Raw genomic sequence first — 14369 nt, 5'->3', positions numbered from 1 at the left:
CCCGACTCCGATTTTGCCAAAAAAAACCCGGCATGAATGCCGGGCTTGTGAGCCGCGTCTCCTCACTGGCGCATAATCTTGTCGCCGCGTGACAGCCCCACCACGCCGGAGCGGGCAATTTCCACAATGTTAGCGACATCGCGAATGGCGGCCAGGAAGGCATCCAGCTTATCGCTGGTTCCCGCCAGTTGCACAGTATAGAGCGACGGCGTGACATCGATAATCTGACCACGGAAGATCTCCGCGCTGCGTTTGACCTCTTCACGGCCGTATCCGCTGGCCTGCACCTTCACCAGCATCATCTCGCGCTCAACGTGGGAGCCCTGTCCCAGTTCACTGACCCGGAGAACATCTACCAGCTTGTGCAGTTGCTTTTCGATCTGCTCGATAATCTTCTCGTCGCCCACGGTCTGGATCGTCATGCGCGACAGGGTGGGATCGTCGGTGGGTGCCACCGTCAGGCTTTCAATGTTGTAGCCTCGCTGAGAAAACAGCCCAACAACGCGCGACAACGCACCCGATTCGTTTTCCAGTAATACAGATAATATCCGGCGCATAATCAGGTTCTCTCCGTTTTGCTCAGCCACATTTCATCCATTCCCCCACCGCGGATCTGCATCGGGTAGACGTGTTCACTACCGTCCACGGTGACATCCACGAACACCAGACGACCGCTTTTCACTTGTGCCAGCGCCTCGCTCAGCTTACTTTCCAGCTCCTGAGGCTTTGTGATACGTATCCCCACATGGCCATATGCCTCTGCCAGACGAGCGAAATCCGGCAACGATTCCATATAGGACTGGGAATGACGACCTGAATAGATCATATCCTGCCACTGCTTCACCATGCCGAGGAAGCGGTTATTCAGATTCAGCACCAGCACCGGCAGATTGTACTGTAATGCCGTCGAGAGCTCCTGAATGTTCATCTGGATGCTGCCGTCGCCGGTAACGCAGACCACCGTCTCTTCCGGAAGCGCCAGTTTAACGCCCAGCGCTGCTGGCAGGCCGAAGCCCATGGTGCCCAGACCGCCGGAATTAATCCAACGACGCGGCTTATCAAAGGTGTAATAAAGCGCGGCGAACATCTGGTGCTGACCGACGTCCGAGGTCACGATGGCATTTCCTTCCGTCAGGCGATAGATTGTCTCGATGGCTGCCTGCGGTTTGATCGTTTCACTATCCTGCTGATAGCTAAGGCACTTACGGGCACGCCACTGCTCGATCTGCTGCCACCAGTCACGGATCTCATCCAGCGGTCGTTCCGCCGGCGCTTCCTGATCCAGCAGTTCCAGCATCTGTCGGAGGACCTGGCGGGCATCGCCGACGATCGGCACATCTGCCTCCACCGTTTTGGAGATCGACGTGGGATCAACGTCAATGTGCAGCACCGCGGCGTTCGGGCAATATTTGGCCAGATTATTGGTGGTACGATCGTCGAAACGCACGCCAACCGCGAAGATCAGCGAAGCATTATGCATCGCCATATTGGCTTCATAGGTGCCATGCATACCCAGCATGCCCAACGCCTGAGGATGGGTACCCGGGAAAGCTCCCAGCCCCATCAGCGAAGAGACGACCGGTGCATTCAGCGCTTCCGCCAGCTGCAATAACTCTTTATCACAGCCGGAATTAATCGCGCCGCCACCCACGTAAAACACCGGGCGTTTTGCCGCCGTCAGGGTATTCAGGGCCCGCTTAATTTGCCCCCGATGTCCCTGAGTCGTCGGGTTATAGGAACGCATGCTGACCGTCTCCGGCCAGACATAGGGCAGCTTATTGGCGGGATTCAGGATATCTTTCGGCAGGTCGACCACAACAGGTCCGGGACGGCCGCTGGCCGCCAGCCAGAACGCCTTCTTCAGCACGCCGGGAATATCTTCGGTCTGTTTCACCAGAAAACTGTGCTTCACCACCGGGCGGGAGATACCCACCATATCGCACTCCTGGAATGCATCGTAGCCGATGAGCGACGTTGCCACCTGCCCGGAAAGCACTACCATGGGAATGGAATCCATATAGGCGGTCGCAATGCCGGTGATGGCATTGGTCGCACCGGGACCGGACGTGACCAGCACCACACCCACTTCGCCGGTAGCACGAGCCAGACCGTCTGCCATATGGACAGCCGCCTGTTCGTGACGAACCAGCACGTGATCGATTCCCCCAACGGTGTGCAGCGCATCATAGATATCGAGCACCGCGCCTCCGGGATAGCCGAATACCTGTTTAACGCCCTGATCGATCAACGATCGGACAACCATCTCGGCTCCTGACAACATCTCCATGGTTTGCCTCCAGGCTTTTTTGTTTAGCGACTGACTACGGAACTCATTTCCATACAGTCACGGCGCGGGTGAGTACCCTCGCCCGTTTTTAGGATATTAAGGAAAGCATTTTTCTAACATAACCTCTGAAAATCGGGCAGGCAATGCGTTAACGGCTCATCTCCCGCCGCCTTTTTTTTGCCATTCACTAAATCAACTGCAACATACAGCCAAAATAACCACTTCAGAGTGATACATACAAATAAAAAACCATATAAAGAGGAATTTATCAGAATAAAATCTAATTCAAAGCACTACGGACGAGTGGCTACCGGCTCACTGACACGCCTCTCAGACAGGCCCCTTTCGATGGGGCATTCAGTCAGATGAACACAGCTTCACACCACCGCGCCCCGAAAAAATTTCGCCTGTTCGTGAAATTAATGCAAACTTTCAGTGGCCTCATTTACCAAAAAAACCAGCAGGAATATCGCCATTAAGCAGTCATTCATTCCATCTCTTATTAGATAAGCAGTTTATCCACCTGGTTTTACCAATACAGTCATTGGCTGGTCCTGCAATATGAATCATTTCGAGGGGTTGACTCCGCAAGCCAGATAACGTACCACTAATACATACTTAATTTTGATGAGGCGGACTTAATGATTTTTATCGCTCACCACTCTCTGGCTCTACTACTAAACGCCTTCACTGTGCGCGGTAGGCTGGCGGGTAGCGGTAAACATTAATCCGACTCACCAGACAAACAAAAACCCGCGCCACTGCGCGGGTTTTTTTATGCTCGAAGCAGGGCGCCTGATAAAACAAAGGACCGAACCCATGAGCCAACAAGTCATTATTTTTGATACTACTTTACGCGATGGTGAACAGGCGTTGCAGGCAAGCCTGAGTGTGAAAGAGAAGCTGCAAATCGCCCTGGCGCTGGAGCGTATGGGTATCGACGTGATGGAAGTGGGTTTCCCGGTCTCTTCCCCCGGTGATTTCGAGTCGGTACAGACCATTGCCCGTCAGGTCAAAAACAGCCGCGTCTGCGCCCTGGCCCGCTGCGTGGAAAAAGACATCGACGTCGCCGCCGAGTCGCTGCGCGTGGCCGAAGCCTTCCGGATCCACACCTTTATCGCCACTTCGCCCATGCATATCGCCACCAAACTGCGTAGTACGCTGGATGAAGTCATCGAACGCGCCGTGTATATGGTGAAGCGCGCCCGTAACTATACCGACGATGTCGAATTCTCCTGCGAAGATGCCGGTCGTACACCGGTGGCGGACCTGGCCCGGGTGCTGGAAGCCGTAATCGATGCCGGCGCCACCACCGTCAACCTGCCGGATACCGTGGGTTACACCACGCCAGCCGAATACAGCAACATCATCGCATCAGTGCGTAACAGCGTGCCAAACATCGATAAAGCGATTATCTCAGTCCATACCCATGACGACCTGGGCATGGCGGTCGGTAACGCCATCGCCGCCGTTGAAGCCGGCGCCCGTCAGGTCGAAGGCGCTATGAACGGTCTGGGCGAGCGAGCCGGAAACTGCGCGCTGGAAGAGGTGATCATGGCTATCAAGGTGCGCAGCAAAATGATGAACCTGCGCACCAATATCAACCACCATGAAATCTGGCGTACCAGCCAGACCGTCAGTCAGATCTGCAATATGCCGATTCCGGCCAACAAAGCGGTAGTGGGAACCAACGCCTTTGCTCACTCTTCCGGCATCCACCAGGATGGCGTACTGAAGAATCGCGAAAACTACGAAATCATGACCCCGGAATCCATCGGTCTGAACCAGGTGCAGCTGAACCTGACCTCACGCTCCGGCCGCGCCGCAGTGAAGCATCGTATGGACGAAATGGGCTACCAGGAAAGCGATTACAACATGGACGAGCTGTACGACGCCTTCCTGAAGCTGGCCGATAAAAAGGGCCAGGTGTTCGACTACGACCTGGAAGCCCTCGCTTTTATTAATAAACAGCAGGAAGAGCCGGAGCATTATCGTCTGGACTACTTCACCGTTCAGTCCGGCTCTAACACCATGCCAACCGCTTCAGTGAAATTAGCCTGCGGCGACAACATTAAATCGGAAGCCGCCACCGGGAATGGTCCGGTCGATGCCGTCTACCAGGCAATTAACCGAATTACCGGTTACGCCATTGAGCTGGTGAATTATCAGCTCAGCGCCAAAGGCCACGGCGAAAACGCGCTGGGCCAGGTTAATGTGGTCGCCCGTTATAACGGCCGTCGCTTCCACGGCGTAGGGCTGGCAACCGACATCGTAGAATCTTCCGCTCAGGCCATGGTTAATGTGCTGAACAATATCTGGCGCGCCGCCGAAGTGGAAAAAGAATTACAACGCAAAGCTCAGACTAAAAAACAGAATCAGGAAACCGTGTGAACATGTCCAGAAACACCCATATTGCAGTATTACCGGGCGATGGGATCGGCCCGGAAGTGATGGCCCAGGCGCTGAAAGTACTGGATGCGGTACGCAAGCGCTTCGATATGCGTATTACCACCAGTGAATACGACGTGGGTGGTATCGCCATCGATCGTCACGGAACCCCGCTGCCGACCGCTACCGTGGAAGGCTGTGAACAGGCGGATGCCGTACTGTTCGGGTCGGTCGGCGGCCCTAAATGGGAACACCTGCCCCCGAACGAACAGCCTGAGCGCGGCGCGCTGCTGCCGCTGCGTAAACACTTTAAACTGTTCAGCAACCTGCGCCCGGCCCGCCTGTGGCAGGGGTTGGAAAGTTTCTGTCCGCTGCGGGCCGACATTGCAGAACGCGGCTTCGACATTCTGTGCGTCCGTGAACTGACCGGCGGTATCTACTTTGGTCAGCCGAAAGGGCGTGAAGGCAGCGGCATGTATGAAAAAGCGTTCGACACCGAGGTGTATCACCGCTTCGAGATCGAACGCATCGCCCGCATCGCCTTTGAATCGGCACGCAAGCGTCGCCACAAGGTGACCTCCATTGATAAAGCCAATGTGCTGCAAAGCTCGGTGATGTGGCGTGAAATCGTTAGCGAAATCGGCAAACAGTATCCCGATGTCGAGCTGAGCCATATGTACATCGACAACGCCACCATGCAGATGATTAAGGATCCGTCTCAGTTCGACGTGGTGCTGTGCTCAAACCTGTTTGGCGACATTCTTTCCGACGAATGCGCCATGATCACCGGCTCGATGGGCATGCTGCCCTCCGCCAGCCTGAACGAGCAGGGCTTTGGTCTTTATGAGCCCGCGGGCGGCTCTGCGCCGGACATCGCAGGCAAAAATATCGCCAACCCCATCGCCCAGATCCTGTCGCTGGCGCTACTGCTGCGCTACAGCCTGGATGCTGGTGAAGCCGCTGAGGCTATCGAACGCGCCGCCAATCGCGCACTGGAAGAAGGTATCCGCACCAGCGATCTGGCCCAGGGCGGTCAGGCAGTCAGTACCGATGAGATGGGCGATATCATCGCCCGCTATGTGGCAGAAGGGGTATAAATCATGGCCAAAACCTTATATCAGAAGCTGTTTGACGCCCACGTTGTGCGCGAAGCGCCGAACGAAACGCCGCTGATCTATATCGATCGTCATCTGGTGCATGAGGTTACCTCTCCCCAGGCCTTCGACGGCCTGCGGGCCCACAACCGCAAAGTGCGTAGGCCTGAAAAAACCTTCGCCACTATGGATCACAACGTCTCTACCGAGACTAAAGACATTAACGCTTCGGGCGAAATGGCGCGTATTCAGATGCAGGCGCTGATTAAGAACTGCAATGAATTCAGCGTAGAGCTGTACGATCTGAACCATCCCTGGCAGGGGATCGTTCACGTTATGGGGCCCGAGCAGGGCATCACCCTGCCCGGCATGACCATTGTCTGCGGCGACTCCCACACCGCCACCCATGGCGCTTTCGGCGCTCTGGCTTTTGGTATCGGTACCTCGGAAGTCGAACACGTGCTGGCGACCCAGACCCTGAAGCAGGGTCGGGCCAAAACCATGAAGATCGAAGTCACCGGCAAGGCCGCGCCTGGTATCACCGCGAAAGATATTGTACTGGCCATTATCGGCAAGACCGGTAGTGCGGGCGGCACCGGCCACGTGGTTGAATTCTGCGGTCCAGCTATTGAAGCACTGAGCATGGAAGGGCGAATGACCCTGTGCAACATGGCGATCGAAATGGGCGCCAAAGCAGGTCTGGTCGCGCCGGATGAAACGACCTTTAACTATGTGAAAGGCCGCCGCCACGCGCCGAAAGACGCAGAATGGGACGAAGCCGTCGCATACTGGAAGACCCTGAAGAGCGATGAAGGCGCGGTCTTCGATACCGTCGTCACACTGAACGCCGAAGAGATTGCCCCGCAGGTCACCTGGGGAACTAACCCGGGTCAGGTGATTTCCGTCACCGATGCGGTGCCGAATCCGGCCTCGTTCGCCGATCCGGTAGAGCGCGCCTCCGCCGAGAAAGCGCTGGCCTATATGGGGCTGCAGCCGGGTGTTCCGCTGACCGATGTCGCTATCGACAAGGTCTTTATCGGCTCCTGCACCAACTCACGTATCGAGGATCTGCGTGCCGCCGCCGCCATCGCTAAAGGGCGCAAGGTCGCACCAGGCGTGCTGGCGATGGTGGTTCCTGGCTCCGGCCCGGTTAAGGCTCAGGCCGAAGAAGAAGGACTGGATAAGATCTTCCTCGAGGCCGGTTTTGAATGGCGCCTGCCAGGCTGTTCCATGTGTCTTGCAATGAACAACGATCGTCTGAATCCTGGTGAACGTTGCGCATCCACCAGCAACCGTAACTTCGAAGGGCGTCAGGGACGCGGCGGACGCACCCATCTGGTGAGCCCGGCGATGGCTGCCGCTGCCGCTATCACCGGCCGTTTCGCCGATATTCGCGACATTAAATAAAGGAGGCACACCATGGCAGAGAAATTTATCCAACATACCGGCCTGGTCGCCCCACTGGACGCCGCAAACGTCGATACCGATGCGATCATTCCGAAGCAGTTTCTGCAGAAGGTGACCCGTACCGGCTTTGGCGCCCATCTGTTTAACGACTGGCGTTTTCTGGACGATAAAGGCGAGCAGCCCAATCCGGAATTTGTGCTGAACTATCCGCAGTATCAGGGGGCTTCAATCCTGCTGGCACGTGAAAACTTTGGCTGTGGATCATCCCGTGAACATGCTCCCTGGGCCCTGACCGACTACGGCTTTAAGGTGGTGATTGCACCGAGCTTCGCCGACATTTTTTACGGCAACAGCTTTAATAACCAACTGCTGCCGGTCACCCTGAACGAACAGCAGGTAGACGAACTGTTCCAACTGGTTCAAAGCCAGCCGGGCATTAAGTTCACGGTAGATCTGGAAGGTGAAAAGGTTATCGCCGGTGATAAAGAATATCCCTTCACCATCGACACCTTCCGCCGCCACTGCATGATGAATGGCCTGGACAGCATTGGCCTGACGCTGCAGCACGAAGAGGCTATCTCGACCTGGGAACAGAGGCAGCCCGCCTTCGCCCGTTAATCGACAGCCCCTCCGCCCGGAGGGGGTTTTATTTGCGAATTCCGCCCATAAAAAAGCCGACGGTAACAAACCGTCGGCCGGTGATATTCGCACCAATACTCAGTCACACATGATGTCTGCTACGCCGCATCGTCTGCAAATTCGTCAACGCGCCTCGCTTTCATCTGACGCCATTATTCGCCTAATATAGGGAAACTAAAATTGATGACTTTCTGTCATGGAGTTCCCCTTTTATGCCTTCCTCTCGCCTGCAACAACAGTTTATCCGCCTGTGGCAGTGCTGCGACGGCAAATCCCAGGAGACCACGCTCAACGATCTTGCCCGGATGCTGAGCTGTTCACGCCGCCATATGCGCACCCTGCTTAACGCCATGCAAGAGAAAGGGTGGCTCACCTGGCAGGCGGAAGCCGGTCGGGGAAGGCGTTCCCGGCTCACCTTTATCTACACCGGGCTGACGCTCCAGCAGCAGCGGGCCGAAGATCTACTGGAACAGGATCGCATCGAACAACTGCTTCAGTTGGTGGGCGATCGTCAGACGGTACGCCAGATGATCGTCTCTCATCTGGGTCGCAGTTTCCGCCAGGGGCGCCATATTTTACGGGTACTCTACTATCGCCCGCTGTTAAATCTTCTGCCCGGAACCGCACTGCGCCGTTCAGAAAGCCACGTGGTGCGGCAAATTTTTAGCGGCCTGACGCGCATAAATGAGGAAAACGGGGAAGCCGAAGCGGATATCGCCCACCACTGGCAACAACTTTCGCCGCTGCACTGGCGTTTCTACCTGCGTCCCGGCATTCATTTTCATCACGGCCGCGAACTGGATATGCAGGACGTTATCGACACGCTGCAACGCATCAATCCCACACCGCTTTACGCTCATATTGTGGGTATCGACTCCCCTACCGCCTGGACGCTCGATATCCACCTTAACCAGCCCGATCGCTGGCTCCCCTGGCTGATGGGCAATTCCGCCGCCATGGTACTGCCCAGGGAATGGCGCAAGATGCCAGACTTCGCCCGCCAGCCGGTGGGAAGCGGCCCCTATGCGGTAGAGCGCAATACCAATAACCAGCTGAAAATCCATGCCTTCGATGACTATTTCGGTTACCGGGCGCTCATCGACGAAGTGAATTTCTGGGTATTGCCGGAAATTAGCGAGGATCTCAGCTGCGGAGTACAGCTGGAAGGCAGCGGCGACAGCGAAAAAGCCGTGGAGAGCCGACTGGAAGAGGGGTGCTACTATATTTTGTTCGACGCCCGCTCGGCACTCGGTTGTCGCGATGACATTAAACTCTGGCTGAACCATATTCTCTCGCCTGTCAGTCTCATTTACCGGGCCGGTGAACAATATCAGCGTTACTGGTTCCCGGCCTGGGGGCTGCTACCACGCTGGCACCACGCCCAACCGCCAGAGGTCGTCGAGAAACCGGCTGACCTTGATACTCTCACCCTGACCTTCTACCGCGACCATGCCGAACATCAGATTCTGGGCGGTATTATTCACCAGTTGCTGGCCGAATGCGGAGTGAGTTTGATCGTTAAAGAGGTGGACTACGACCAGTGGCATAAAGGAGACGATATCAGCGATATCTGGCTGAACAGCGCCAATTTTACCCTGCCGCTGGAGTTTTCACTGTTTGCCCATCTGTACGAAGTACCGCTGCTCCAGCGCTGCATTCCCGGCGACTGGCATGAAGATGCGCGCCGCTGGCGGGCTGGCGAACTGGATCTGGCCGAATGGTGCCGCCAGCGCCTTGCCAGCCTTGAGATCCAGCCGCTTATTCACCACTGGCTGATGCTCCAGGGCCAGCGCAGTATGCGTGGTCTGCGGATGAACACCCTGGGCTGGTTCGACTTTAAATCCGCCTGGTTCGCGCCGCCGGATGCTTAAGTTTTCGGGCACAAAAAAACCGCCATGGCGGCGGTTTTTTTGTGCTGGTCAGGTAAGCGGCCCTTCCAGCAGGGTTGTGTGTCCAATGTTACGCAAGCACACCCAAGTTTTTGCATACTGTGCCGCTTTTTCGCTAAAGTCAAGTATCTGTTCGAGGCTTTGAGATGTACCATTCAGTCGGGCCTTTTCACCGTCTTAAGCAAGCGGGCGCCGGACCTGGAAAAGGATGTCCAATGGCCGTATACGCAAGCACACCCAAGGTGCTTGCACTCACGGCGATATTTCCGGCGGTGACGTCGTGAAGCGGTCTATAGTCAGGACCGCACAATGAAACGGTACTTTTGTATTGTCATCGTTGTTTCTGGTGCACTGCTGTCATCCGGAAATGGGGGATGGAATATCTCCCATAACGCATTTTCAGTGACGATTGTCGTACCAGGCAGGTAAGCCCGGTAGCCGCCCCGTAAGGGGCGGTTTCCTTAATCCCCCACGCGCCTTTCGCTACTCCCGTTAACTCATTACAATGTGGGCCATTCTCAACGGGGTGCCACGAGCTGAGAGATACCCGTCGAACCTGATCCGGATAACACCGGCGGAGGGATTTGAGGCCACGCCCAAAATCCTTTGCCACCCAATACTGGAGTGCAAAGTGCTGAACAAACTGCCTGTGCTGCTGACGCTGGTCGCCCTGCCCGCCTTCGCGGGTCCGCAGCTCACCGTCTATACCTATGACTCTTTCGCCGCCGACTGGGGCCCGGGCCCTGCCATTAAAAAGGCCTTCGAGGCCGACTGCGACTGCCAGCTTAAATTTGTCGCGCTGGAAGACGGCGTCGCCCTGCTAAACCGCCTGCGAATGGAAGGGAAAAACAGCAAAGCGGATGTGGTGCTGGGGCTGGATAACAACCTGCTGGAGGCGGCAACCCAAAGTGGCCTGTTCGCCAAAAGCGACGTGGATACCCGTCACCTGACTCTGCCGGGCGGCTGGCAAAACGAGACCTTCGTCCCTTATGACTACGGCTGGTTCGCTTTCGTATACGATAAAAACCGCCTGAAGAATCCCCCTAAGAGCCTGAAAGAACTGGTGGAAAGCGACAGGAAATGGCGCGTTATCTATCAGGATCCCCGAACCAGTACCCCCGGACTGGGCATGCTGCTGTGGATGAAGCAGGTCTATGGCGACCAGGCCCCCGAAGCCTGGCAGAAGCTGGCCAGTAAGACAGTGACCGTGACCCGGGGATGGAGCGAATCCTGGGGGCTGTTTCTGAAAGGTGAAGGGGATCTGGTACTCAGCTACACCACCTCTCCGGCCTATTCGCTTATTGAAGAGCACAAAGATAACTACGCCGCCGCCGACTTTAGCGAAGGCCACTATATGCAGGTAGAGGTCGCAGCCCGTTTGAAAAGCAGCAAACAGCCGGAGCTGGCCCAAAAGTTTATGCAGTTTGTAGTATCAAAGGAATTCCAGCAGACCATTCCCACCGGCAACTGGATGTATCCGGTAAGCCAGGTCGCTCTGCCTGAAGGCTTTAACAGCCTGACCCGACCTCAAAAGACGTTACAGTTTACCCCCCAACAGGTCGCCCAGCAGCGCGCCGCCTGGATCGGTGAATGGCAGCGCGCCCTCAGCCGCTAATTCCCGGCTGGCTGTGGCCTGGCCTGCTCGCCGCTGGATTGATGCTCGGCGTGGCGCTGGCCGCCTTTGGCGCCCTGTGGTTCAGCGCACCGGGCGTCGCGCCCCGTACCCTGCTCCAGGACAGCTATCTGTGGCACGTGGTGCGCTTTTCCTTCTGGCAGGCGTTCCTTTCCGCATTGTTCTCAGTGCTCCCGGCCATTCCCCTGGCCCGGGCGCTGTGGCGCCGCCGCTTTCCCGGGCGCCAGCTCCTGCTGCGGCTTTGTGCCATGACCCTGGTGCTGCCGGTGCTGGTCGCGGTTTTCGGCCTGCTTTCCGTTTATGGCCGCCAGGGCTGGCTGGCCGAACTCTGCCAGTGGCTGGGCATCGACTGGACGTTTTCGCCCTATGGCCTGCAGGGGATCCTGCTGGCGCACCTCTTTTTTAATTTGCCGATGGCTACCCGCCTGCTGCTCCAGTCGCTGGAGGGTATTCCCGGCGAACAGCGCAGGCTTGCCGCTCAGTTAGGGATACGCGGCTGGTCGCTGTTCCGTCTGGTGGAATGGCCCTGGCTGCGACGTCAAATTTTCCCCACCGCCGCCCTGATTTTTATGCTGTGCTTCGCAAGCTTCGCCACCGTGCTGGCGCTGGGCGGCGGCCCAAAAGCCACTACCATCGAACTGGCCATCTACCAGGCCCTTAGCTATGACTACGATCCCGCCCGGGCGGCATTACTGGCGCTTATTCAGCTATTCTGCTGCCTGGCGCTCATGCTGCTGGCCCAGCGTTTTAGCAAAGCGATTCCCAGTGGAGCCACCATGGCGACGGGCTGGCGACCACCCGACAGCACCCTGCTCTCTCGCGGGCTGGATTCGCTGCTGATCGTACTCCTCCTGCTGTTGATGCTGCCGCCTCTGATGGCGATTGTGGTGGATGGCCTGCGCGGCGACCTGCCGCGTCTGCTCCAGCAGAGCGCGCTATGGCAGGCAGTCTGGACTTCACTGCGAATAGCCACCGCCGCTGGTCTTCTTTGTGTCGTACTGACCCTGATGCTGCTCTGGAGCTCCCGCGAGCTAAGGCTACGTAAGCAGCCGCTGGCGGGCCAGGCGCTGGAGCTGAGCGGCATGCTGATCCTCGCTATGCCAGGCATCGTGCTGGCAACCGGCTTCTTCCTGCTGCTTAACGCCACCGTTGGTCTGCCGGAATCAGCGGATGCTATCGTTATCTTCACCAATGCGCTGATGGCCATTCCTTACGCCCTCAAAGTGCTGGAAAATCCCATGCGCGATCTGGCTGAGCGCTACGGTCCGCTGTGTCAGGGGCTGGGCATCCGCGGTATTCACCGTCTGAGGATTATCGAGCTACGGGCCCTGAAGCGCCCTCTTGGCCAGGCGCTGGCCTTCGCCTGCGTTCTGTCGATTGGCGATTTTGGCGTAGTGGCGCTGTTCGGCAATGAGGATTTCCGCACACTGCCTTTTTATCTCTACCAGCAGATCGGCGCTTACCGTAGCGATGATGGCGCAGTCACCGCGCTACTGCTCCTGCTGCTCTGTCTGACGCTGTTCACTCTGATGGAAAAATTACCGGGGCGCCATGCTGACACTGACTGATGTAACCTGGCTGTATCATCACCTGCCCATGCGCTTTAGCCTGCAGGTCGCCCGCGGCGAGCGCCTGGCGATACTCGGCCCCAGCGGCGCAGGAAAAAGCACGCTTCTGAATCTGATTGCCGGTTTTCTGACGCCGGGCAGCGGCCGCATTGTTCTTGACGGCGCCGATCATACCCATACGGCGCCCGACCAGCGACCAGTCTCGATGCTGTTTCAGGAGCACAATCTGTTCCCGCACCTCAGCGTACGCCAGAACATCGGCCTGGGACTGAATCCCGGCCTGCGGCTGAATGCGCAGCAGCGCAAAGAGGTGGAGAGCATCGCCGCTCAGATGGCGATAGGTGAGCTACTGGAAAGGCGCCCTGGCGAGCTTTCCGGCGGCCAGCGCCAGCGGGCGGCCCTGGCGCGCTGTCTTATCCGACAGCAGCCTCTGTTGCTGCTGGATGAGCCGTTTTCCGCCCTCGATCCGGCTCTGCGCCAGGAGATGCTCGCCCTGCTGGATGAAATCTGCCGCAGCCGACAGCTCACCCTGCTGATGGTATCGCACAGTCTGGAAGATGCCGCGCAGATAGCGCCTCGCAGCCTGGTGGTGGTGGATGGCCGCATCTACTGGGACGGCGATACGGCGCAGTTATTAAGCGGCGAGGCCAGCGCCTCGCGCACGCTTGGCATCAGAGCCCCAACACCTTACCCAGGATCCTGAGATAAACCGGCATCAGCGGGTGGAGCGCCACCCGCAACGTCACGGCGATCGCCGCTGCCGCGCAAAGCGGCGCCAGCCACAACAGTCGGCCACGCGGCAGATACGCCGTTAGCTTATCCTTCGCCGCCTTACCGCTACGCCACAAGCGCCAGCACAGCCACCCCGCCAACCACAGCAGCAGCGCCGCCGCCAGCAGCCACCATTTAAAGGCGCCGCTTTCCATTCCAGCGGGGATATCAATGGCCGCGCCGGCCAGAATTCCGGGCAGGAAGTAGAATGGCGGCCAGAGCACGCAGCCAATGATATTGGGGCTGATAAACTTGCGTACCGGCAGCTCCAGCATACCAGCCACCATCGGCACCAGAGGCCGCGTCGGCCCAATAAAACGCCCCAGCAGAATGGTGAACATGCTGTGCTGGTGCAGGGCGTGCTCAGTTTTATCCAACCATGACTTCTGCTTTTTCAGAAATGACCAGCGGTGCAACGGCCCCCGGAAGCGCCAGCCCAGCCAGTACGAAATCCAGTCCGCCAGCAGGCAACCAACGGTTCCCACCAGCCATGCGGAGTAGAAATTCACCTGCCCGCTACCGATCAGCGCCCCCAGCGCGGCCATTACCACAGTGCCGGGCATAATCAGCCCCACCAGCGCCAGTGATTCAAGAAAAGCGACCAACCAGACGGCGATCAGGGAGTAGTGGGTAACGAAGTGTTGCAGAAAATCTTCCATAGCGTGTCCGGTTGAAGGCGCAGTCGCTCGATTC

The 14369-nt window shown here is 57.4% G+C and carries 11 protein-coding genes and 1 riboswitch; of the genes, 8 read left to right on the top strand and 3 right to left on the bottom strand.

The window, feature by feature from the left end; all coding sequences use genetic code 11:
• Positions 1-62: 62 nt before the first annotated feature.
• Together ilvN and ilvI are read right to left on the bottom strand one after the other, a co-directional pair.
• Entirely contained in the window at positions 63-557 is a 495-nt protein-coding gene (gene ilvN, locus SCU88_RS04070; RefSeq protein ID WP_138099151.1) for an acetolactate synthase small subunit, read from the bottom strand.
• A gap of 2 nt (positions 558-559) precedes the next feature.
• Complete coding sequence (ilvI, locus tag SCU88_RS04065) at positions 560-2287, bottom strand: acetolactate synthase 3 large subunit (RefSeq protein WP_175340305.1); 1728 nt, start codon at positions 2285-2287, stop codon at positions 560-562.
• 819 nt (positions 2288-3106) lie between these two features.
• On the opposite strand from ilvI, the gene leuA reads away from it, so the two are divergent.
• The 8 genes from leuA (at position 3107) to thiQ (ending at position 13608) form a co-directional block, all read left to right on the top strand.
• On the top strand, positions 3107-4678 hold the full coding sequence (gene leuA / locus SCU88_RS04060) for a 2-isopropylmalate synthase (RefSeq protein ID WP_175340306.1): 1572 nt from the start codon (positions 3107-3109) through the stop codon (positions 4676-4678).
• A gap of 2 nt (positions 4679-4680) precedes the next feature.
• Entirely contained in the window at positions 4681-5772 is a 1092-nt protein-coding gene (leuB, locus tag SCU88_RS04055) for a 3-isopropylmalate dehydrogenase (RefSeq protein ID WP_138095733.1), read from the top strand.
• A gap of 3 nt (positions 5773-5775) precedes the next feature.
• The gene (gene leuC, locus SCU88_RS04050) at positions 5776-7176 is read left to right on the top strand and encodes a 3-isopropylmalate dehydratase large subunit (protein WP_175340307.1); all 1401 of its coding nucleotides are present in this window, start codon (positions 5776-5778) and stop codon (positions 7174-7176) included.
• Positions 7177-7188: 12 nt separating this feature from the next.
• On the top strand, positions 7189-7794 hold the full coding sequence (gene leuD / locus SCU88_RS04045; protein WP_138095731.1) for a 3-isopropylmalate dehydratase small subunit: 606 nt from the start codon (positions 7189-7191) through the stop codon (positions 7792-7794).
• A 233-nt stretch (positions 7795-8027) separates the two neighbouring features.
• The gene (sgrR, locus tag SCU88_RS04040; RefSeq protein ID WP_138095730.1) at positions 8028-9686 is read left to right on the top strand and encodes an HTH-type transcriptional regulator SgrR; all 1659 of its coding nucleotides are present in this window, start codon (positions 8028-8030) and stop codon (positions 9684-9686) included.
• Positions 9687-10216: 530 nt separating this feature from the next.
• Positions 10217-10305, top strand: a riboswitch (TPP riboswitch).
• A gap of 30 nt (positions 10306-10335) precedes the next feature.
• Entirely contained in the window at positions 10336-11319 is a 984-nt protein-coding gene (gene thiB, locus SCU88_RS04035) for a thiamine ABC transporter substrate binding subunit (RefSeq protein WP_175340308.1), read from the top strand.
• Positions 11295-12905, top strand: a complete 1611-nt coding sequence (gene thiP, locus SCU88_RS04030) for a thiamine/thiamine pyrophosphate ABC transporter permease ThiP (protein WP_175340309.1) — start codon at positions 11295-11297, stop codon at positions 12903-12905. Before thiB ends, thiP begins: the two co-directional genes overlap by 25 nt.
• Complete coding sequence (gene thiQ, locus SCU88_RS04025; RefSeq protein ID WP_138095728.1) at positions 12889-13608, top strand: thiamine ABC transporter ATP-binding protein ThiQ; 720 nt, start codon at positions 12889-12891, stop codon at positions 13606-13608. The genes thiP and thiQ overlap by 17 nt, the downstream gene beginning before the upstream one ends.
• On the opposite strand, the gene SCU88_RS04020 is transcribed toward thiQ, so the two are convergent.
• Entirely contained in the window at positions 13577-14335 is a 759-nt protein-coding gene (locus SCU88_RS04020) for a DedA family protein (RefSeq protein WP_138095727.1), read from the bottom strand. The genes thiQ and SCU88_RS04020 overlap by 32 nt on opposite strands.
• Positions 14336-14369 lie beyond the last annotated feature (34 nt).

The organism is Jejuibacter sp. L23, from assembly GCF_050815825.1.
Lineage (GTDB): Bacteria > Pseudomonadota > Gammaproteobacteria > Enterobacterales > Enterobacteriaceae > Jejubacter > Jejubacter calystegiae.
This window is presented reverse-complemented; position numbering and strand designations above follow the sequence as displayed.

What these genes read in the sequence shown, in the direction of transcription:
- leuB (WP_138095733.1), top strand. Translation starts at nt 4,681, where the DNA reads ATGTCCAGAAACACCCATATTGCAGTATTACCGGGCGATGGGATCGGC.
- SCU88_RS04020 (WP_138095727.1), bottom strand. Translation starts at nt 14,335, where the DNA reads ATGGAAGATTTTCTGCAACACTTCGTTACCCACTACTCCCTGATCGCC.
- ilvI (WP_175340305.1), bottom strand. Translation starts at nt 2,287, where the DNA reads ATGGAGATGTTGTCAGGAGCCGAGATGGTTGTCCGATCGTTGATCGAT.
- leuC (WP_175340307.1), top strand. Translation starts at nt 5,776, where the DNA reads ATGGCCAAAACCTTATATCAGAAGCTGTTTGACGCCCACGTTGTGCGC.
- thiQ (WP_138095728.1), top strand. Translation starts at nt 12,889, where the DNA reads ATGCTGACACTGACTGATGTAACCTGGCTGTATCATCACCTGCCCATG.
- leuD (WP_138095731.1), top strand. Translation starts at nt 7,189, where the DNA reads ATGGCAGAGAAATTTATCCAACATACCGGCCTGGTCGCCCCACTGGAC.
- leuA (WP_175340306.1), top strand. Translation starts at nt 3,107, where the DNA reads ATGAGCCAACAAGTCATTATTTTTGATACTACTTTACGCGATGGTGAA.
- thiP (WP_175340309.1), top strand. Translation starts at nt 11,295, where the DNA reads ATGGCAGCGCGCCCTCAGCCGCTAATTCCCGGCTGGCTGTGGCCTGGC.
- ilvN (WP_138099151.1), bottom strand. Translation starts at nt 557, where the DNA reads ATGCGCCGGATATTATCTGTATTACTGGAAAACGAATCGGGTGCGTTG.
- sgrR (WP_138095730.1), top strand. Translation starts at nt 8,028, where the DNA reads ATGCCTTCCTCTCGCCTGCAACAACAGTTTATCCGCCTGTGGCAGTGC.